20 protein-coding genes are annotated in these 19,201 nt (G+C 64.1%); 14 read left to right on the top strand and 6 right to left on the bottom strand.

Annotated features, from left to right (window positions below; genetic code table 11):
- Window positions 1-29 precede the first annotated feature (29 nt).
- The gene (locus HPY65_05695; protein ID NPU83962.1) at window positions 30-1,313 is read right to left on the bottom strand and encodes a hypothetical protein; all 1,284 of its coding nucleotides are present in this window, start codon (window positions 1,311-1,313) and stop codon (window positions 30-32) included.
- A 339-nt stretch (window positions 1,314-1,652) separates the two neighbouring features.
- Between HPY65_05695 and HPY65_05700 the strand changes: the two genes are divergently transcribed.
- The 10 genes from HPY65_05700 to HPY65_05745 all read left to right on the top strand — a co-directional run bounded on the left by HPY65_05700 (window position 1,653) and on the right by HPY65_05745 (window position 10,478).
- On the top strand, window positions 1,653-2,861 hold the full coding sequence (locus tag HPY65_05700; protein NPU83963.1) for an SEC-C domain-containing protein: 1,209 nt from the start codon (window positions 1,653-1,655) through the stop codon (window positions 2,859-2,861).
- A 206-nt stretch (window positions 2,862-3,067) separates the two neighbouring features.
- Complete coding sequence (locus HPY65_05705; GenBank protein NPU83964.1) at window positions 3,068-3,514, top strand: hypothetical protein; 447 nt, start codon at window positions 3,068-3,070, stop codon at window positions 3,512-3,514.
- Between the two features lie 199 nt (window positions 3,515-3,713).
- Window positions 3,714-4,445, top strand: a complete 732-nt coding sequence (locus tag HPY65_05710; protein ID NPU83965.1) for a class I SAM-dependent methyltransferase — start codon at window positions 3,714-3,716, stop codon at window positions 4,443-4,445.
- 261 nt (window positions 4,446-4,706) lie between these two features.
- A complete protein-coding gene (locus HPY65_05715; GenBank protein ID NPU83966.1) occupies window positions 4,707-5,207 on the top strand; it encodes a DoxX family membrane protein in 501 nt (166 codons plus the stop codon).
- Window positions 5,208-5,213: 6 nt separating this feature from the next.
- Entirely contained in the window at window positions 5,214-5,726 is a 513-nt protein-coding gene (locus HPY65_05720; protein ID NPU83967.1) for a rhodanese-like domain-containing protein, read from the top strand.
- Between the two features lie 186 nt (window positions 5,727-5,912).
- Window positions 5,913-6,605 (top strand): hypothetical protein, encoded by a 693-nt coding sequence (locus tag HPY65_05725; protein NPU83968.1) that lies wholly within the window; start codon window positions 5,913-5,915, stop codon window positions 6,603-6,605.
- Window positions 6,606-6,659: 54 nt separating this feature from the next.
- On the top strand, window positions 6,660-8,531 hold the full coding sequence (locus HPY65_05730; protein ID NPU83969.1) for a hypothetical protein: 1,872 nt from the start codon (window positions 6,660-6,662) through the stop codon (window positions 8,529-8,531).
- Window positions 8,532-8,658: 127 nt separating this feature from the next.
- Window positions 8,659-9,261, top strand: coding sequence for a sulfurtransferase-like selenium metabolism protein YedF (yedF, locus tag HPY65_05735; GenBank protein NPU83970.1), 603 nt, complete (start codon window positions 8,659-8,661; stop codon window positions 9,259-9,261).
- Window positions 9,258-9,488, top strand: coding sequence for a DUF3343 domain-containing protein (locus tag HPY65_05740; GenBank protein NPU83971.1), 231 nt, complete (start codon window positions 9,258-9,260; stop codon window positions 9,486-9,488). The genes yedF and HPY65_05740 overlap by 4 nt, the downstream gene beginning before the upstream one ends.
- A gap of 18 nt (window positions 9,489-9,506) precedes the next feature.
- Entirely contained in the window at window positions 9,507-10,478 is a 972-nt protein-coding gene (locus tag HPY65_05745) for a LysR family transcriptional regulator (protein NPU83972.1), read from the top strand.
- On the opposite strand, the gene HPY65_05750 is transcribed toward HPY65_05745, so the two are convergent.
- Window positions 10,445-11,431, bottom strand: a complete 987-nt coding sequence (locus HPY65_05750; GenBank protein NPU83973.1) for a TGS domain-containing protein — start codon at window positions 11,429-11,431, stop codon at window positions 10,445-10,447. The two genes, HPY65_05745 and HPY65_05750, sit on opposite strands and share 34 nt — an antisense overlap.
- 246 nt (window positions 11,432-11,677) lie before the next feature.
- Here HPY65_05750 and HPY65_05755 point away from each other — a divergent pair, with 246 nt between their 5' ends.
- Window positions 11,678-11,980 (top strand): hypothetical protein, encoded by a 303-nt coding sequence (locus HPY65_05755; GenBank protein ID NPU83974.1) that lies wholly within the window; start codon window positions 11,678-11,680, stop codon window positions 11,978-11,980.
- Between the two features lie 97 nt (window positions 11,981-12,077).
- On the opposite strand, the gene HPY65_05760 is transcribed toward HPY65_05755, so the two are convergent.
- Window positions 12,078-12,494 (bottom strand): acyl-CoA thioesterase, encoded by a 417-nt coding sequence (locus HPY65_05760; protein NPU83975.1) that lies wholly within the window; start codon window positions 12,492-12,494, stop codon window positions 12,078-12,080.
- A gap of 395 nt (window positions 12,495-12,889) precedes the next feature.
- On the opposite strand from HPY65_05760, the gene HPY65_05765 reads away from it, so the two are divergent.
- Entirely contained in the window at window positions 12,890-13,840 is a 951-nt protein-coding gene (locus HPY65_05765) for a 3-hydroxyacyl-CoA dehydrogenase family protein (GenBank protein NPU83976.1), read from the top strand.
- A 102-nt stretch (window positions 13,841-13,942) separates the two neighbouring features.
- Here the strand turns inward: HPY65_05765 and HPY65_05770 are convergent, their stop codons facing one another.
- Entirely contained in the window at window positions 13,943-14,215 is a 273-nt protein-coding gene (locus HPY65_05770) for an acylphosphatase (protein ID NPU83977.1), read from the bottom strand.
- A gap of 318 nt (window positions 14,216-14,533) precedes the next feature.
- Between HPY65_05770 and HPY65_05775 the strand changes: the two genes are divergently transcribed.
- A complete protein-coding gene (locus HPY65_05775; protein ID NPU83978.1) occupies window positions 14,534-15,364 on the top strand; it encodes a hypothetical protein in 831 nt (276 codons plus the stop codon).
- 66 nt (window positions 15,365-15,430) lie between these two features.
- On the opposite strand, the gene ligA is transcribed toward HPY65_05775, so the two are convergent.
- The gene (gene ligA, locus HPY65_05780; GenBank protein NPU83979.1) at window positions 15,431-17,740 is read right to left on the bottom strand and encodes an NAD-dependent DNA ligase LigA; all 2,310 of its coding nucleotides are present in this window, start codon (window positions 17,738-17,740) and stop codon (window positions 15,431-15,433) included.
- Window positions 17,737-18,006, bottom strand: a complete 270-nt coding sequence (locus HPY65_05785) for a hypothetical protein (GenBank protein ID NPU83980.1) — start codon at window positions 18,004-18,006, stop codon at window positions 17,737-17,739. Before HPY65_05785 ends, ligA begins: the two co-directional genes overlap by 4 nt.
- A gap of 406 nt (window positions 18,007-18,412) precedes the next feature.
- Here HPY65_05785 and HPY65_05790 point away from each other — a divergent pair, with 406 nt between their 5' ends.
- Window positions 18,413-19,168, top strand: coding sequence for a crotonase (locus HPY65_05790; GenBank protein NPU83981.1), 756 nt, complete (start codon window positions 18,413-18,415; stop codon window positions 19,166-19,168).
- The last annotated feature ends 33 nt before the right edge of the window (window positions 19,169-19,201 follow it).

Consider the following 19,201-nt stretch of genomic DNA (forward strand, 5'->3'; position numbering starts at 1 on the left):
GCGGCACGGGAGCTGAAAAACGCCGAGGCCTACGGCCTGGGCCGGGAGTGCCGGAGGAGTGTTTCCACGAGCAGGTCCCTCTCCTCGTCGCTTGCCGTATCGAAGGCCAGCACTTCATCCGGCATGGCGATGCGGGAGGTGGGGCCGTAAATGGATTCCCGGCCGGTGATGCCGTCTGCAATCTCCTGCGCGTCTTCGATACAGGATACGCCGCCGGACAGGATGAAGGACTTGAATCCCCTCATGGCCGCTTCCCTGTACAGTGCAGGCTCCCTGACGCGAGGGTGCCGGAAGGCGTACAGCGCCGCGTCCAGAACGGAGACATCGCGGTCCGGCGTCCCCTGGAGAGTTGCGGCCTCGACGGCCTCGCGCCCCATCGGCAACGCGGCGCCGACGCACTCCGCGCCGGCGGGGCCGGGGGCTTCCGCCCGCCGGGTGGTCTCCAGCGCCCGGGAGATCTCCGCCGGACGCGAGGAGAGAAAGCGGGTGATCCGTTCCGCCACCTCCGCCATGCGTCCGGGGGGGATGGTCGTGGGGCCGTCCGGGAAAACACAGTACCCGAAAGGCGTGATAATCCGGTCGCAAATGTAGAGCTTCTCGAGGAACATGCGGCCGGAGCGTTCCCGGTCGCCTCCCGCGAGTTCGAGCCACGCTTGCCTGCTGAAAAACTCCCTTTTGGCGTTGAACATGTATCCTTCGTCGTCCGGGAAAAGATACAGCGTGTAGTGCAGCGGAGATCCCACGAAGACGACATCCTCCATCCTGCAGGAGCCGGAGGCCAGGGCCAGGGAGGCGATGAGCACGCATTCGTCGAGGCAGGAGGTCATGCCCAGCGGGTGTGTTTTCATCCCCTTCAGAAATCGGCCGTACGCCAGGATCACGTCCACGGTCGGGTAGACGTAGCGGGGGGCGGCGCCATTGTCGATCAGTTCGTTCAGGAGCCCGACGGCCGGGTCCTGAATGACCTCCATTCCCTTTTTGATGATGGACATGGCCCGGTCGCTGCTGAACAGCTCGTCGGGGTCCGTGATCGCCTCACGCTCGTAAAGTCCCCAGATCCGGAAGAATTCGATCGATTTGGTATGGTAGAAGTTCCTGTTCACGAATTGGTGGAGCTTCTTCATGGACGGCTCGATGCCGCCGGGGCCAGCCCCGCCGGAACGGATCCGGCCGGCCAGTTCCCAGAGCGTCGGCGACAGGAGGTTGGCGATCAGAAGGGCGACGATCAGGTCGGGATAGCGCGCTGCGGTGAAGAGCGACGGACTGACGGCCTTGATGAGATAATCCGCCTGTTTATTCCCTGTTTCCGGCATCGGTCGTTTCTGCCTTTCTTCCGTGAATGTTCAGGTTCGTGATGCGAATGATCGGCCGGACGAGGGCCCATGTCAAGCAGGACCATGCAAAGAACCGTGCGAATCCGTCCGGCAGGGCTCCCGGCGCAGTATCCGGTCCGGGTGCGGCGGCGTCTTTCACGGAGCCGCCGGTTTGGTCCCCCGGTTTCCCGGATGCGGCGACAGGTGCCGCCGGTTCGTATGCTTTTTCTCCGGGAAATGGTCACAGGCCGGTTGCAAAACGGAAATTTGTCTCTATAATGCCTCTGCGGCTTCCGCAGGATGTTTCGTATTTGCACGCGATTCCGAAAGGTTGTGGTAATGGCGTATAAGGACATGGACGACGGTCTGCTGGCCCGGCAGATTTTTTCCGGGGAAGACCGGCTGGGGGCTGATTTCGTGAAAGAGGTGAAGCGAAGACGGGAGGCGATGCTCCCGATGTTGTGCGAGGTGCTCTTTCACGAGGAGAATTACGACTGGGAGGACGGTCGGGGCTGGGGCGTCATCCATGCCGTTTACCTCCTGGGGATCCTCGCGGACCTGCGATCCGTCGATGCCCTGCTGGAGGCCTCCGGCTTTGCGGCGGACCGCCAGATCGACTGGATCGCCGAGGCCCTGCCGGAGTGTTACGCCCGCCTCGGTCCCGGGGCCATTCCGCGCCTTCAGGACCACATCCGGGCCAACGTCGCGCACGGCGAGCCTTATGTGGTCAATGAGATCCTGGGACTGTGGAACCTCTGGCACGATTTCATCGAGGGCCGGGAGGGGGTCGAGGCGTTTCTCCTGGAGCTCCTCATGGAAACCGCGGGGGATTTCATCATCCGGACGAACCTGATGGCTGATTTCGCCCAGGCGGGGCGGCGGGACCTGAAGACCCTGTTCCGGCAATACTACGAGCGGGGCGAGGCGGACCTGGAAACGGTCACCTGGGAGGATATGGAGTCGTTTTTCGAGGACAGGTCCAATCCACCGGCCTCCCGCAGGAATCTCGAGGATTTCTACGATCCCGACGCCATCCGGGAGCGGGAGCGCCACTGGGCGGTCCGGGAGGCCATGTTCCGCCAGCGGGACTGGGAGGACTGGCTCCTGGAGAACATGGGGCGCATCGGCCTGAAGGAGCCCTGCCCCTGCGGATCCGGCGGCCTCTTCGAACAGTGCCATCTTCCCTGGGCCGAGAAGGAAAAGGAACGGCTCCTCCAGGAGGACGAACTTGCCCAGGCCCGCCTTCAGGCCCGGAACTTCGTCAGCCAGGAACGGGCGGAAGAAACGGCCCTGCGCCGATTTCTCGCGGCCCGGGGCCAGGCGGACCTGTTTCCCCTCATCAAGCGCAGGGCCCTGGAGATCGCCCGGGCGACCACCAGCAAGTCGCGCAGCCGCGGGTTCACGGCGGCCTTCCAGACGTTCTTCGGCCAGGTGGAGTTCCGCTCGAAAGACGAGTTCAACGAATTCATGGAGCACCTGACCGCCTACTACAACGCCCTGACGGCCCAGTTCGCGGACCATCCGGGCAACGGTCGGCACCTGCACTGACAGGATCCACCCCCGGGAACAGGGAAGGAAAGGCGCCCGGTTCCGGTATTGCTCTCCGCACCGACGAACACGAACGATCCGTGTGCAGGTGTGGACGTTCTGCGATTCGACGACCGGCCGGAGATGTCGAGGGAGCCGCATATCGAGGAGTCAGGGCCTCGGGTGAACCGGGGATTCATATTCAACCCCACGGAAAGGAGACAGCCATGAAGGGAATCGAAGCGGAACGGCGGAAGAGGGGAAACATGTTCTGGACGGCATTCGCCGTTCTGTTCCTGGCGGGACTCGTGATGGCCATGCCGGCGCAGGCGCTGCCCGGGGGAAGCTACAGCAAGACCTGCAAGGACTGCATGGACGACGGCCAGGAACTGGTCTGCCAGTGCAGCTACAAGGGGAAGTTCTCCGGCACCTCCATTTACTATGGTCTCTGTGAATCCGGCAGCGTAACCAACACAAGGAGCAAACTGACCTGCACCGCGAAGGGAAGCTTCCGCAGGTCCTGCAAGGACATCTCCTGGAATGCGTCGCGCCTCCAGGCCGTCTGCAAGACGAAGAAGGGCAAGTGGAACGGCACGGTCCTGAGCAGCTGGTCTTCCTGCGAGAGCGACATTGCCAACTGCGACGGCGCCCTGACCTGCGGCGGATGCAAGTAGGCCGGAACGACCACCTGCGCCGGAACGTCTCCCGGCGTCGGATCATGGACAATGGACGTTTCATGTTGAAATCGAGCAATCAAACCGCCGGGACGGGAAGCGACTCCTGCCGCGGCAATGTTATGACGGCGCGCACCGGAACCGTGCGCCCCTGGCGCAACGGACCTGCCGGGCCGACAGCGCGCCGGCGGGGGGCCGCGTGAAACGGGGCGAACCGATCCTTGCCGCTCCGGACCCGGAGCGTATTTCCCGGGTTCGGGAGATGTTCGGGGACATCGAGGGCCGCTACGATTTCCTGAACCGCCTGCTCAGTCTCCGCCGCGATGTGGCCTGGCGGCGCTTCGCCGTCAGGCGTATGCGCTTCCTGCAAACCTGGCGGTTCCTCGACGTGGCCACCGGGACCGCCGACCTGGCCGTCGAGGCCGTGCGGCACCATCGGGAGATCCAGGCGACGGGCCTTGATTTCGTCCCCGGGATGATCGAGGGCGCCCGGCACAAGGTCGGCGGGGCCGGGCGGATCCGGCTGCTTCAGGGAGACGCTCTGGCTCTGCCCTTTGCCGACGGGTCTTTCGATGTCGCCGCCGTCGCTTTCGGCATCCGGAACATGCCCGACCGGCTCGGGGCTCTCCGGGAGATGGCCCGGGTGGTCGTCCCGGGCGGACAGGTCATGGTCCTGGAGATGCACCTTCCGGAGATTCCCGTGGTCCGTCCCTGCTACCGGTTTTACCTCTGCCGGATCCTTCCCCGCCTCGCCGGCGCCCTGTCGGGCAACCCGGAGGCCTATCAGTATCTCTCCGAATCCATCGTTGCCTTCCCCCCGCCCCGTGTCTTCTCCGGCATCATGCGGAGCGCCGGGCTGGAGGCGGTGGAGTGCCATTCCCTGACCCTCGGCGTCACCTGCCTTCACATCGGCAGAAAACCCCGTCGCTGAACTATCGCCCCCGTCCGTTCCCCCATTCGCCGGTGAAGATCCGGGTCCGTACATCCTTGCAGCACCCCGTTTCACTCCCAACCCTCTCACCATCAGGCGCCAGGTTTATGACTCGTGCTGATCGAAGGGGCACTATTATGCACATTATGAATTTGACATATGCCTTATCATTATATATCCCCTTACGTCCCGCCTGCGGAGACTCCTGGTTATGCAACGGTCCGCAATCGACAAGACGGGCACCGATAAGCCGGTTACCAGATGAACGCGTCCCAACTGTCCGATCGTCTGAAAAGAATCCTCGCGTCGCCCCTTCCGTATCATCTGCTCCGGGTGGCGATGGCGGCGCTGTTTCTGTACGCGGGCGGCGTCAAGCTCCTGGATCCGAAGGCCTTTGCCGTCACCATCTCGGCCTACAACCTGATACCGGAGCCGCTTCTCCCGGTGGTCGCCATCGGCCTGCCGCTGGTTGAGGTCATCGCGGGAATCGGCCTCCTGTTCCAGGTCCGGGGGAGCCTGACGGGCATCGCCGCCCTGATGGTCCTCTTCATCGCCGTCTTGGGCTATGGCATTTTGAGCGATCTGGACGTCGACTGCGGCTGCTTCGGCGCGGAAGAACTGGCCAGGAGGAGCAGCCTTCAGGATGCCTTTATCCGTGATCTCGTGATTACGGGGATCGTCATTCCCTACCTGTACTGGTACCAGCGTTTCCGGACCCGAGCGGGTCTCAACAGAATCCAGGAAGAGACGAAAGGAGAATAAGGAATCATGATGAAACGGAAAGCGGTTTTGGGTATGGCGCTGTGCCTGGCCCTGGTCTTCGGCTTCGCCGGGGCGGCGGTGGCGGCATGGGGCGCCAGGGAACTCGAGACGGAAAAGGTCGCCGTGACCTTCGCCGCCGAAGTGGCGCGAGGCGGCTACAAGGTCGTGGCCACTCCGGAACTGAAGGCCTGGATGGACCAGAAGAAACCCATGCTGATCATCGACACCATGCCCTTCGAGGCGAGCTACAAGAAGCAGCATGTCCCCGGGGCCGTCCAGATGGAGTTCCCCATCCCGGAGATGACGAAGCTGGACGACAAGACGAAGGCTGCCCTGGAAAAGCTCCTCGGTCCCGACAAAAACCGCCTGATCGTCTTCTACTGCGGGTTTGTGAAATGCACCCGCAGCCACAACGGCGCCATGTGGGCCGTGAAGCTGGGATACAAAAACGTCTATCGCCACCCGGGCGGAATCAAGGCCTGGGACGAGGCGGACTATCCCATTGAAAAGGTGAAATAGGGGAAAGGGCAACCCTCTTTTGACTCGTGAACGGCGACGCCGGCGGCTTCCTCCCCGGCGTCGCTCGTTTTGGGATCAATAATGGTGCGTTGAAGAATTCGGGGCCGGTGCGGAGGCGATTCCGAATCCATGAAAGAAATTCCTTTACTGCTGGAGCAAAGATGTTCACATCATCCTGAAGGTGGCATGTCCCGCCGGGATTTTCTCCTTTTTCTGCTCCTCACGACGGGGGCCGTGGTCATCGGTCCGCGGGGACGGCTCCTGGCCGCCCAGGTTCCGGGGGCGGCGGCTTGGCCGAGAGGCTGGCCCGTCCGGGGGACTCCCCTGGCGGCGGATCCGAAAACGGGGACCGTGGCGATGTACGCGGAAATCAGCCTGCGGCACCTCACCGAGACGACGACCCACTGGGGCATCGGCTGCGAAACGGGAAAATTCGCCGACCGGTTCATCCTGGTCTCGCCGGCGGAGCCCCCGGCGCTTTACGACGCCCTGATCCGAATCGGGGCGCGGCCCGGGAATAACCTGGCGCCGGACGGTTACGGAAAAACCGTGGAGGGTGACGTCCTAGCCCTGACCGCCGCGTGGCCGGGGCTTCCGCGGGAGGTGGACGCAGGCGGCCTTTTTTACGACTCCTCGGGAAAGGGGTTCCGGTTCCGCTTCGGCGGGAACCGGAGGGCGGCGGAGGAGCAGCGGACGGGCTGCCTGACCTGCTTGGAGTCCTGCCCCGTCGGCATCACGAGCAACGCCGTCTATCCGCACCTGAGCACGGCCCGGAGGATCTTCAGGCCCAACTCCCGGTTCCGGGGCCGTCCGGAGGTCCTGCCGGCCCGGGAGGCGTTTCCCCTGGTCGTCTTTTACCGGCTGGCCGGGAAGGGGTAAAGCCATTTCGGTTCGGGGACGGATGCAGTCTGAGGAGACCCGGCGGACAGGATTATGCTGAAGAGAATGAGTGATTCCCGGAAAAATGGATCTGCGAAGGAGGCTGTCGCGCCGGCGGCGCAGGCGGTCCGTCCCGCCCTGAGGGGACTCCTGGCCGCCATGGCGGCGGACTGCAAGGACTGCAACCTCTGTGTGGAGGAATGCGGGTTCCTGGAGAAATACGGGACGCCCGGCGAGATCGCCCGGCGTTACGACCCGTCGTCTGCGGAAGGGCAGATCCTTCCCTTCGAGTGCAGCCTCTGCAGCTTGTGCGACGCCGTCTGCCCCGCCGGCCTCGCTCCCCGGAACCTGTTTATGGAGATGCGCCGCGAGTCAGCGGATCGAGGGAAGGGCGCTTTTCCCGAACACGAAGGCCTCCTGGCCTACGAGCGCCGTGGCATGTCCCGCCGGTTCACCTGGTACGGCCTCCCCGAGGGCTGCCGGGCCGTTCTCTTTCCCGGGTGCGCCCTGCCCGGAACGAGGCCGGAGCGGACATGGGAACTGTTCGAAACGCTTCGCGGGAACGAACCCTCTCTGGGCATCGTCCTCGACTGCTGCGGCCGGATCTCCGGGGACCTCGGCCGGGAAGCCCAGTGCACCGCCATGTTCTCGGAAATGCGGGACTGGCTTTTGGAACGCGGTGTCCGGGAGGTCCTCGTCGCCTGCCCCAACTGCCACGACATGTTCCGGGAGCACGGCGGCGGGCTGGCGGTCCGGACGGTCTATGAGGTCCTGCCGGTGGCGGAGCCGCCTGCCATGGCAAGTAACAGCGGCGTGCTGGTCCACGATCCCTGCGGCATCCGCTTTCACGGGGCAGCCCACGACGCCGTGCGACGGCTCGTGGCCGGAGCGGGCATCCGGCCGGCCGACATGGAACACGCGAGGGAAAGGACGCTCTGCTGCGGCAATGGGGCGGGTGCGGACTGCCTTTCTCCGGAGCTGTCCGGCCGCTGGGCTGGCCGTGCGGCGGCGGAGATCGGAAACCGCACGGCCGTCACCTACTGCGCCGGTTGCGCCGGCCGGCTGGGCGAGCGCTCTCCTGCGGTTCACGTCCTCGATGTTCTGCGGGAGCCGGAACAGGCCCTGGCGGGGAAGATCCGGATCGCGAAGGCGCCCTTCACCTACCTGAACCGGCTCCGCCTCAAGAACCGCTTCCGGAAGGAGCTGCCGGTCGCCGCATCCCGGGAGCGGACCTTCCGGGCCGCTCCGGAAAAGAAGGGCGGGTGGGCCCTGCGGCTGCTCCTGCTGGCCGTTCTGGTGGGGGCCATCGCGGCGATTCGCCTGACCGGGGCGACCCGCTACCTGGACCAGGATGCCCTGCGGGGCCTCATCGCCGGGTACGGCATCCTCGCCCCGGCCCTTTACATGCTGATCTACACGGTGGCCCCGGCGCTGCTCCTGCCCGGCCTGCCGCTCACCATCGCCGGAGGCATTCTCTTCGGCCCCTTCTGGGGGGTCGTCTACACCATCACGAGCGCCACCGCCGGCGCCTGCCTCGCCTTTCTCGTCGCTCGCTACCTGGCCCGGGACTGGGTCGAGAAGAAGCTGAGAAGCCCGCGGTGGCGGCGACTCGACGAGGGGGTCGAGCGGCACGGCTGGAAAGTCGTGGCCTTCACCCGTCTGATCCCGCTGTTTCCGTTCAACCTCCTGAACTACGCCTTCGGGATGACGAAGATCCGCTTCTGGCCTTACGCCGTGGCGACGTTTCTATGCATGCTCCCGGCAACCGTCGCCTACATTGTTTTTTCGAGTTCGCTCCTGGACCTGATCCGGGGGAAGGTTTCCACCACGCTGGTAGTCGGCATCGGCCTCGTCGTCCTGGTGTCGCTGATTCCCGTTTTCTGGCGCCGCTGGCAGGCGGGAAGGGGAGGGCGGGACCCGCTGTAGCGACCGGCGGTTCCGTCCTGCGGGAAAGGATAGAACGGAAACAGGCTCCTGTGGTAGAAATGCCGGGCTCCTGTCGGGAAACGGGGGGCCGGCCGCAGGCGGCCAAGCGGCACAAGGAGGAATCGTTATGCGTGATATCATCGATGCCCGGGGCCTGGCATGCCCCCAGCCGGTGATCCTGGCCCGGAAGGCCCTGGAAACCAGTGAACGGATCGCAGTGATCGTGGACAATACAACAGCGGTGGAGAATATCCGCCGCCTCGGGGCGAAGATGGGCTGCGACATGGTCGTGGAGGAAAAAGGCGGGGGGATCGTCCACATCCACCTGACCCGCGGCTCCGCGCCGGCTGCGGAGGTGGACCTGGACGAACTGGCCGTCTGCACGCCCGCGGGCGGAGGTTCTTACATCGTAACCCTTCCGGAGAACCGGATGGGCCGGGGGAACGAGGCCCTGGGGGAGATCCTGATCAAGGCCTTCATCCATACCCTGACGCAGCTCGATCCCCTTCCGGCAAAGGTGGTCTGCTACAACACGGGGGTTTTCCTGGCCCTCGACGACTCCCCGGCTCTGGATGACCTGCGCCGGCTCAAGGATGCAGGCGTGGAGGTTCTCGTGTGCGGGACGTGCCTCAATTTCTTCAACGTCACGGACCGCCTGTCCGTCGGATCGGTGTCCAACATGTACGAGATCGCCGAATCCATGGCGGCGGCCCGGGTGGTCTCGCCGTGACGGAGGCGGTCGAGACCTGGTGGGTGGTCCTCTTCGACTCCGTCCATCACGCCATGCAGGCGGAGAAGCTGCTCATTGAGGAGGGCATTTCCCACAAGCTCATCCCGGTGCCCCGGCACATCAGCGCCGACTGCGGCGTCTGCATTCGTTTCGCCGCTGCGGAGCGGCCCCGCGTCGCCGATATCCTGGACCGTCGCGGCACGTACCGCGAGATCCGCCCCCTTTAACGGATTAGAGAATCGAACATGAACGCCAGACAGGACTACTCGCGCAGCATTACGTTTCAGCACCTGGAATCCCTGGCGGCCCTGGCCGAGACCGGCAGCTTCTCCCGGGCCGCCCAGCGGCTCCACCTCTCCCAGCCGTCCCTTACGCGGCACATCCAAAACCTGGAAGAACTGGCCGGCACACCGCTCGTGGTACGGCAGAGGGAGGGAGGAATCCTCACTTCGGAAGGTCTGGTTCTCCTCGACTACGCCCGACGGATCCTCCGCCTTCGGGAGGACGCGTGGGACAAGCTCTCCTACAGCCGGGACGGGGGAAGGGGACGCATGAACGTGGCCGCGAGCACGATCCCGGCCACCTACATCCTGCCCCGGGTGATCTCCGCCTGGCACCGCCTGCAGCCCGGCATCACGGTCAACGTCCAGACCCACGACAGCGAAGAGGCCCTGCAGGCCGTGCTTCACGATCAGGCCGAGATCGGCCTTGTCGGGAAGAAGACGGTTCACCGCGGGATCGTATCCGTTGCCCTCTGGAGCGACCGCATCGTCCTGGCGGTGTCGCCCGATCATCCCTGGGCCGGGGAGCGCGAGCTTCTCCCGGAGCAACTGTCGGAGGGAGCCTTCATCGGAAGGGAGCGGGGCTCGGCGACCCGGGCGACCGTGGAGGCGTATATCCGGGCGGAAACCGGCCTGGATCCGTCCTGCCTTCATGCCCTGTGCGAAGTGGGAAGCTCCGAGGCCGTCAAGGAGGCGGTCCTGGCGGGGGTGGGACCGGCTTTTATCTCCGTCCACGCTGTAAGGCGGGAGGTGGAGGCGGGAAGGTTACGTATTGTGCCAGTGAGAGGCTGGAACATCGAACGGTCCTTCCACCTGATCCATAAAAAGAACTTCCGGTTCAAGCCCCATCATGCGCTCTTTCTGGACTTTCTGAAGGAATTCCGGACGGGGGATGAGGCGGATCAGACGCAGAGCTCCACGACGTCGCCGTCCTGAAGCACATAGTCCCGCTGGACCATCTGGCCGTCCCGGACGGCCCGCCCCCAGATCCGGGCGTACCGGAGCTTGGCCACGAAGTCCTTGTGGATCATCTCCGCCAGTTCATCCACGGTGCAGCCCGTCGGGATCACGAAAGGGGCTGTCATGTCCGGGTCCTTCCCCGGCCGCCGGGTGTAGACCCGGGTCACGCCGGACATCCCGTAGAGCCGCTCCAGGAAGGCCATCAGGTTCCGCCCCGTCTTCGCCGAAATCCCCATGGCGGGGATATTCACCTCCGACAGCTCCAGGAACGTTTCATAGTCCGCCTCGTGTTCCGGACGGTCCGTCTTGTTGACCGCCACGAGCATCGTCTTGACGAAGGGGATCTTCTTCAGATCCGGCGGGAGCGGGCAGCCCTCCGGGAAGACCCGGAATCCGCCGAGGACGGCGAGGGTCTCTTCCAGCTGGGTCAGGGGATCCGCCTGGAGATCCAGGAGGACGACGACAATGTCGGACCGGCGGAGCAGGTCCCCCAGCTCCGGGTCGGTGTATTCGGGTGTGACGGGGGGCGTGTCTATGAGCTGGATCTGGACGTTTTCATAGGGCGCCATGCCCGGCGTGGGCCGGTGGGTCGTGTGCGGGAACTCGCCCACTTCCGCCGTCGCCTTGGTGAGCCGGTTGAGGAGGGAGGACTTGCCGGTGTTGGGCATCCCCGTGAGAACGACCTGAGCGATCCCCTCCCGCTCGATGCTGTAAGGGGTCTTCGCCTTCGCCCCCCCCGCCTTCTTCAGTCCCTGCTCCTTCAGCTTGGAGATCCGCTCCCGGAGCATCGCCTTGAGCTTGTCGGTGCCCTTGTGCTTGGGCATGATGGCGAGCATCTCCTCCAGGGCCTCGATCTTGGCCGCGGGGGTCCGGGCCTCCCGGAAGCGCTGCTCTGCATCGAAGTAATGGGGCGGTAAGTTGGCCGGCATGGTCGCTCGAATCGAAACAGGGATGACGGTTTTATAAATCCGATGATCCTGTCGATGCAATGACATTCTCTGCATACGTCTCCCGGGGCATATGCTGCGGATGGCATAAATAAATATTGAAAACGGGGACTTGCGTCCAACAAGCCGGCTTGACTTTCCGGCTGCCCGGCGGTAGCCTTTCGGGCAATCGGTCAGGCGATGGAGATCGTTTGATCGCTGTCGAGAAACGAGAAAGGAGAATCGAAAATGCGGATCTGGAAAAAGCTCGGTATCCTTGCCTGCGCAGTCCTGTTCCTCTGCGCCATGCTTGGCACCGCCGTGACCGCCGGAGGGCCGCCGCTGAAGGACAACGCGTGCGGTTCATGCCACAAGGACTACGGCAAAATCATGCCCAAACAGCATCCGGACGTCGGCAAGGGAGATGCCTGCCTGACCTGCCACGCCCCCGACCCGGCCAAGAGCGAACCGACGAAGTTTTCAACGGGTGTCCACAAGGTGCATCAGAACGGGAAGGCAAAGCTGGAATGCGCGGCTTGCCATAAGCTCTGAGCGGAAATGATGCGCGGAAGAGGAAAGGGCCGGTCGGGAGACCGGCCCTTTTTTCTGCGTTCGATCCGGAAGGTCTATCCCCCCATCTCCCGGTTCTTCAACCGTCGCATCCGTCGATGACGGAGGCGATTTCGGCGCGGAGGTTTCCCTCGATGGCCGCCCGCCGGCCCGTCTTCAGATCGACGGCGACGAACATGACATCCGCCTCCAGGATGGTCCGGTCGGTGCCCTGGAGGGTGACGGTCTGGTGGATGGTGCCGCTTGTCTCGCCCAGGCTGGAGATCCGGGTCCGGATGTCCAGAACGTCGTCCAGGAAGGCGGGCTTTCTGTAGTAGATGTGGATCTCGGTGACGGGGAGATAATGGCCGGTTTTCTGCACTCGCTCGAAGAACCCGGGAAACCGGTCGAAGAAGTCGTAGCGGGCTTCCTCCAGCATTTCGGGATACCGCACGTTGTTGACATGTCCGAACTGATCGAGATGGAATCCTCGAACCTTGATTTCCTTGTTTTTCATAGGTCCTCATTTCATCACCAGGGAATGGGGAAGGGCGTTGCACTGCCGGAACGCATGGCCTGTGCGCCGTCAACCACCCGGGCCGACAATAGATGGAAAGCGGGCCATCGTCAAGGGACCTGCTCCGGATCGTGGACGGCACGAAAAAAAGCAAAACGGGGGCATCCCCGAAAAGGGGCGGATGGATTGCTGCGCAGGAGACCGGTTTCAAACCGGTCCCTTCTTTTGCAAATCCCTTTTTCACCGGTAGGAAAAGTCCCGAAAGTGTGCTATGAACGCGCCGTTCAACGAGATCGAACGGAGCGGACGACCTTGAACGAACGGGCGACACAAGACAGTAAACGAGGGGCAGAGGGATACTCTGCCCCTTTTTTTAGTCAAAAAGGAGAGGAGACATGGTCAAGGTGAGTGAAATGAAACGGGCGGTTGTTGTCGGCGCGGGGACCATGGGGCATTCCATCGCCCAGGTCTTTGCCCAGCATGGGATCGAGACCGGGCTCGCGGACACGAAGGGCGAGCTCCTGGAGCGCGCCATGCGGCTCATCCGGGTCAATCTGGAGACCCTGGCGGCTCATGGATCGGTGAAGCGGAAAGAAATTCCGGCCATCCTCGGGCGGATCATTCCGTCGACGGACCTGGCTGTGGCGGCGGAAGGCGCCGATTTTGCCATTGAAGCCGTCGTGGAGGTGCCGGACGTCAAAAAAGTCGTCTTTCAGCAACTCGAGCGGATCTGTCCGGATGGGGCCATCCTCGCAAGCAACACGTCGTCCCTGGACATATTCTCCATCGTTGGTGAAATTCACCGGCCCGAGCGGCTGCTCATCACTCACTGGTTTGCGCCGCCCCACATCATTCCCCTGGTGGAGGTCGTTCCCGGGCCCCAGACGTCTCCCGCCGCCATGGACATCGCCGTGAAGCTCATGCAGCGCCTGGGGAAAAAGCCCGTGGTCCTCAAGCAGTTCGTCCCCAGCTTCATCGTCAACCGGATCCAGCAGATGATTTTTTTCGGCGTCCTGGAGATCCTGAAGAACGGCTGGGCCTCCCCGGAGGACATCGACCTGGCGGTCAAGACCAGCCTGGGGGTCCGGCTTCCCGTGGTCGGCGCTGTCCAGACCCTCGACTTCACGGGGTTGGACCTGGTGGACATCATGATCAAGAGCGCCCTGGGCCAGTCGCCGCCCTTCATCGCCGATCCCGTGGCCAGGGGAGAACTGGGCGTGAAGACCTCGAAGGGGCTTTTCGATTACGGCGGAAGGTCGGAGGAGGAGATCCTGCGGAAGCGGGACGAGCGCTACCTGGCGGTGCTGGACCAGCTGGAGAAGACGGGGGCGTTCGAGCCGGTGTGACAACGGGCAGAAGGGGCCTTCCGTCGGATCTGTTTTGAACCGCTTCAAATATCAATGGCAAGGGGGACGGATTGCATTCTGTTCCCCTTTGCCGTTTTTTGTTCAGTAGCGAATGCGGAAGTCCTGGAATTCGCCCGAATAGGGCTCTTCCCGGGCCTCCATGTTCGTGACCGTCGCCGCGGGAGGGCCCTGCCGGCACCAGGCGGCGACGGCGTCCACCGCCTCGTCCTCCCCCTCGACGAGGGCCTCGACCCGGCCGTCCGGCAGATTTCGGACCCATCCCGTCACGCCCCGGGCTCGGGCCGTCCGGACCGTCCAGGCCCGGAAGGCCACGCCCTGGACGATGCCCGACACGATGATGCGCATTCGTTTCATCGAAACGCCCTGTTCTAGAGACTGTGTCCCGCCGGATCGGGGACAGAGGGTGATCGGATCGTCCGGTCCCGAATGCCGGCAGCCGCGGGCCGTTCCCGCCGCCGGTGACGGCTGCGGCAGGTCTTTTATACCGCCGGCCGCGGCCGATTGCAACGGATCCCCATTTTTTCACCGGACCTCTGTTTTTTCGCCGCCGGCCGTGCTATCGTCGCCAGGGTGCGGCGATGTCCATTCCCGCCCCTGTTTTCACAAGATCATAAGGAGCGTTCCCCCCCGTTTCCCAGGCCCTTCGGGCCGAACCAAGAAAGGAGATTTCCGATGCAGGCACTCTTTACCCTTACCCCGGCGGAATCGAAGCGGCTGATCGGCAAGGGCGTGGCATCCCTCCCGAGCATCCAGGACGCGAAAAACAAAGGATACCTCCTCATCGGCCGGGGGTCGACCAACGCGTACATCCTCGAGGAGCTGCTGGGGCAGAAGGTCCGCAAGGAGGGTTACGTGGCCGGCCAGGTTATCCGCGGCGTCCTGTGCGTTCTGGGGGCGGAGGACCGGACGAAGCCCGTCACCTTCCACAAGGGAAAGATCCTTCCCGTGGAGCCGGGATCCGTCCTCGACAAGCTGGGTCCCGGAGACGTCATGCTCAAGGGGGCCAATGCGCTGGATGCCAACGGGAACGTCGGCGTCATCATGGTGAGCCCGGTCGGCGGGACGATGGGACAGTTCTACATGGCCATGAAGGCCCGGGGCCTGGAGATGATCTATCCCGTAGGGCTGGAGAAGATGGTTCCCTCGGTGCCGATGGCGGCCCAGTACGGAGGGACGCTGACGATGGACAAGGCGATCGGGCCTCCCGTCGGGATGGCCTGCGTTTCCGACGGGATCGTCTTCACGGAGATCGACGCCATCGAGAACCTGTTCGGCATCGACGCCGTGCACTTTGCCTCCGGCGGCTGGGGCGGCGCCGAGGGCTGCGTCACCCTCATCGTGGAGGGTCCCGACGCCCGGGTCAACAAGTGCTTGAAGTTCATCGAGCAGAAGATCAAGGGGGAACCCGCCTTGCTGGCGGCGAAGAGTCCGTGCAAGACCTGCACGATTGACTGCAGCTTCCGGAAGAAGGACGAGAAGAAGCTGCCGGCCTGGCTGCGATAAAGCATGAAGGGGGGCGGATTTCAAATCCGCCCCCCGTTGTTTTGTTCACCGCAAAAAAAAGATCTGTCATTCGTTGGGGTGGCTGAGGAGGGCGAGGAAAGCCGTTTCGTCCAGGACGGGGACGCCTAGAGCCTCCGCCTTCGTCAGCTTGCTTCCCGGGTCGGCGCCGGCCACGACGTAGTCGGTCTTCTTCGAGACGCTGCCGCTGACGCGTCCTCCCCGGCTCTCGATCATCTCCTTGGCCTCGTCGCGGGTGAACCCGGCCAGGGTCCCCGTCAGGACGAAGGTCTTTCCGAATACGGCGGACGATTCCGCTTCGCCGGCCTCGGGCCGGTCCTTTCCCGGGGCTTCGCCTGTCCAGGTGATCCCGCACTTCCGGAGTTGCCGGGTCACTTCCTGGAATCCTTGATCATTCAGAAGCTGTCGAACCCCCGCCGCCGCCCCGGGCGAGATTCCGGGGAACTCCCGGATGTCCCGCTCGTCCGCCGCCTGCAGGGCCTCCAGCGATCCGAACCGCCTTTCCAGGGCCTCCGCCCGGACGCCCCCCACCTCGGGGACCGCGAAGAAGGAGATCAGCCGGGAGAGGGGCATCGGCCGCGATCCCTCCGCCGCGGGCGTTTCCTCCCATTCGACGCCCTGCTCCCTCAGGTCCGCGATCACCTGCCGGTTGTGCTCCTCGGAGAAAAACGAGGAGATGGAGGCGGCCACCTCGACGCCGATGTTCGGGACGAAGCGCAGGGTCTCCGTCCGTGCCTCCATCAGGAGGTCCAGCGATCCGAAGAAAAGGGCCAGGTCCCGGGCCGTGGTCTCCCCCACGTCGGGAATTCCCAGGGCATAGATGAAGCGGGCGAGGGTTGTCAGGCGGCTCCGGGCGACGGCCTGCACCAGGTTCTCCGAGGAGAGGTCCGCCAGCCGGTCCAGCAGGACCAGATCCTCCCGCCGGAGCCGGAAGAGGTCGGCGGGTGTCTTCACCAGGTCCCGGTCCACGAGCTGGTCCACGAGCTTCTCCCCGAGTCCCTCGATGTCCAGGGCCCGGCGGCTCCCGAAATGCAGCAGGGCGCGCTTGCGCTGGGCCGGGCAGAAGAGGCCGCCGGTACAGCGGGTGGCTGCCTCCCCTGGAACGCGGACGGCGACGGAGCCGCAGACGGGACAGCGTTCCGGCATCCGGAATTCAATCGTTCCCGGCGGGCGCCTGTCCGGAAGGACCGATACGACCTCGGGAATGACCTCGCCGGCCCGGCGGACGACAACCGTGTCGCCGACGCGGACGTCCTTCCGGCGGATCTCGTCCTCGTTGTGGAGGGTGGCGTTCGTCACGGTGGCCCCGCCGACGAAGACGGGTTTCAGCCGGGCCACCGGGGTCAGCGTGCCCGTCCGGCCGACGGAGACCTCGATGTTCACAATCTCCGTCAGGGCCTCCTGGGCGGGGAACTTGTGGGCCAGGGCCCAGCGCGGGGCCCTGGCCACGGAGCCCACGGTCTCCTGGGCCGCCCGGTCGTTCAGTTTGTAGACGACGCCGTCGATGTCGTAGGGGAGGGAATCCCGCCGGGCCAGAATCTCCCGGTAATAGGCCAGGAGGCCGGAGGCACCGGACACGACCCGGCGCTCCGGACAGACGGAGAATCCCAGGCGGGAAAGGAGGTCCATCGCCCCTGCCTGCGTGGCGGGCAGATTGAGGCCGTCCGCCCAGTCGAGGGTATAGGCGAAGAAGGACAGGGGCCGGGAGGCGGTAACCCTCGAATCGAGCTGGCGGAGGGATCCCGCGGCGGCGTTCCGGGGATTCGCGAACTCCTTCTCCCCGCGCTCCTGCTGGGCCCGGTTGAGCTTCGCGAAGTCCTCCCGGAGGAGGATCACCTCTCCCCGGACTTCGAGGCCCTTCGGAACGGCTTCTCCCAGGAGCCGCAAGGGGATCGTGCGGACGGTGCGGACGTTGGCCGTCACCTCCTCGCCGGTGAAACCGTCCCCCCGGGTGGACCCGTGGGCGAGGACGCCGTTCTCGTAGATCAGGCTCACGGCGAGGCCGTCGAATTTCGGCTCCGCCGTGTAATCGATCGTTTCGACTCCGAGGCGCTCCCGGATCCGCCGGTCGAAGGCCTCCACTTCTCCGTCGTCGAAGGCGTTCGACAGGCTCAGCATGGGCGTGCGGTGGGCGTAGGCGGGGAATTTGTCGAGCGGCGGGGCGCCCACCCGCCGGGTCGGCGAGTCGGGGGTTGCCAGTTCGGGAAAGCGCTCCTCGATGTCCGTCAGCTCCCGGAGGAGCGCGTCGTACTCGGAATCGGGGATTTCCGGCGCGTCGAGCTGGTAGTAGAGCCGGTTGTGGCGGTCGATGACCCGGCGCAGGTCCGCGGCCCGCTTGTCCGCCGTTTCCCGGTTCATTTCACCCGTCTCAGGTTGGGGCTTGCCTTGGTGGTTTTCGGCGCCGCGGGCTTCTCGTCCTTCCGCTTCATGAGCTGGTCATTGAAGATCTGGTTCTTGGCCCGCACGGCATTGATGATGAAAAAGACGATGACGGCCCGCTCCCACTCGCGGCTGGGCTCGAAATGCTCCATCCGGTCCTTGTATTTTACCCAGAGGGAGGCGAGGGACGCCTCGTCCAGGGAGAGGATCGTCTCGGCGATTTTCTCGAGGGATTTCTCCAGCATGGTCCTGCCTTTTCCGGTTTTCCGAGGATGATGGCCATTCTATCGGGGCCGCCGGGGATTGTCAAAACAAAACCGGCCCCGCGGGCCGGCACCGCTTCGCTCACAAAGCCCCCGTCCACAGGGCCTTTTCAGGGACCGCCGTTTCCCTGCAGCAAATGATTCGGCAGTGAAGCATTTGCTGCACCCGGGAAAATCCGCCTGTTTTTTCCCCAAGCCGCAGGAAAACGGCCGTTTTCGGCCTGATCCCCGGGGCCGGATGCATCAAATGCACCAATGGGAACGTCCTGCAGCGATCTCGTCCGCTAAATAATCAAAAACAACAATGCGTTACGTATTGGCACGCATTCTGCGTTCCACCGGGGCGTTCAAGTTTCCACCGGATAAGGAACAAGGAGGAATAAGCGCGATGGATGTCATTCTGTACGAGAAGAACAACGCGATAGCTTCGATTACGTTCAACCGTCCGCAGGCGTTGAACGCCTTGAATTCCGAAGTGAACCTGAAACTGATCGAGGCATTGGACGCCGCGGAAAAGGATGAAGCGGTGAAGGTGGTCATTCTGACCGGCGCCGGCGACAAGGCCTTCGTCGCCGGGGCGGACATCAAGGAAATGCAGAGCCTCGATGCGATCGGGGCGAGGGATTTCGCCCTGAAGGCCAAGCGCGCCGCGGACAAAATCCACCATCTGAAGAAACCCGTCATCGCCGCGATCAACGGCTTCTGCCTCGGCGGCGGTCTGGAGTACGCCCTGGCCTGCGATTTCCGGGTGGCCTCCGAAAAAGCCCGGTTCGCCCTCCCGGAGATCACCCTCGGAATCATGCCCGGGTCAGCCGGGACGCAAAGGCTGCCCCGCTTGATCGGCGCGGGAAAGGCCAAGGAGCTGATTTACACCGGTGCGATCATCGGCGCCCAGGAGGCCTTGGCCCTGGGACTGGTCAACCACGTCTTCACAAAAGAAACACTGGTCGCGGAGGCGACGGCCATCGCCGGGCAGATTGCCGGCAGAAGCCCCGTCGCCCTGTCCCTCATCAAGTCGGCGATCAACAGGGGAACGGAGACCGATCTCGAAACGGCATCCATGTTCGAGATCGACTGCTTTGCCCTCTGCTTCACAACGGAGGAGCAGAAGCAGTTGATGACGGCGTTCGTGTCCAAGAAATAACGAATCCAACGAACCAGGAGCAAGGAGAAGAAA

Source organism: Syntrophaceae bacterium, assembly GCA_013177825.1.
In the GTDB taxonomy this organism is placed as follows: Bacteria; Desulfobacterota; Syntrophia; order Syntrophales; family PHBD01; genus PHBD01.

Bases quoted from the DNA above. Each gene is read 5' to 3' on its own strand.
- HPY65_05695 (NPU83962.1), bottom strand. From the start codon at position 1,313: ATGCCGGAAACAGGGAATAAACAGGCGGATTATCTCATCAAGGCCGTC.
- yedF (NPU83970.1), top strand. From the start codon at position 8,659: ATGCGTGATATCATCGATGCCCGGGGCCTGGCATGCCCCCAGCCGGTG.
- ligA (NPU83979.1), bottom strand. From the start codon at position 17,740: ATGAACCGGGAAACGGCGGACAAGCGGGCCGCGGACCTGCGCCGGGTC.
- HPY65_05715 (NPU83966.1), top strand. From the start codon at position 4,707: ATGAACGCGTCCCAACTGTCCGATCGTCTGAAAAGAATCCTCGCGTCG.
- HPY65_05730 (NPU83969.1), top strand. From the start codon at position 6,660: ATGCTGAAGAGAATGAGTGATTCCCGGAAAAATGGATCTGCGAAGGAG.
- HPY65_05745 (NPU83972.1), top strand. From the start codon at position 9,507: ATGAACGCCAGACAGGACTACTCGCGCAGCATTACGTTTCAGCACCTG.
- HPY65_05790 (NPU83981.1), top strand. From the start codon at position 18,413: ATGGATGTCATTCTGTACGAGAAGAACAACGCGATAGCTTCGATTACG.
- HPY65_05720 (NPU83967.1), top strand. From the start codon at position 5,214: ATGATGAAACGGAAAGCGGTTTTGGGTATGGCGCTGTGCCTGGCCCTG.
- HPY65_05705 (NPU83964.1), top strand. From the start codon at position 3,068: ATGAAGGGAATCGAAGCGGAACGGCGGAAGAGGGGAAACATGTTCTGG.
- HPY65_05785 (NPU83980.1), bottom strand. From the start codon at position 18,006: ATGCTGGAGAAATCCCTCGAGAAAATCGCCGAGACGATCCTCTCCCTG.
- HPY65_05700 (NPU83963.1), top strand. From the start codon at position 1,653: ATGGCGTATAAGGACATGGACGACGGTCTGCTGGCCCGGCAGATTTTT.
- HPY65_05725 (NPU83968.1), top strand. From the start codon at position 5,913: ATGTCCCGCCGGGATTTTCTCCTTTTTCTGCTCCTCACGACGGGGGCC.
- HPY65_05765 (NPU83976.1), top strand. From the start codon at position 12,890: ATGGTCAAGGTGAGTGAAATGAAACGGGCGGTTGTTGTCGGCGCGGGG.
- HPY65_05770 (NPU83977.1), bottom strand. From the start codon at position 14,215: ATGAAACGAATGCGCATCATCGTGTCGGGCATCGTCCAGGGCGTGGCC.
- HPY65_05750 (NPU83973.1), bottom strand. From the start codon at position 11,431: ATGCCGGCCAACTTACCGCCCCATTACTTCGATGCAGAGCAGCGCTTC.
- HPY65_05755 (NPU83974.1), top strand. From the start codon at position 11,678: ATGCGGATCTGGAAAAAGCTCGGTATCCTTGCCTGCGCAGTCCTGTTC.
- HPY65_05760 (NPU83975.1), bottom strand. From the start codon at position 12,494: ATGAAAAACAAGGAAATCAAGGTTCGAGGATTCCATCTCGATCAGTTC.
- HPY65_05775 (NPU83978.1), top strand. From the start codon at position 14,534: ATGCAGGCACTCTTTACCCTTACCCCGGCGGAATCGAAGCGGCTGATC.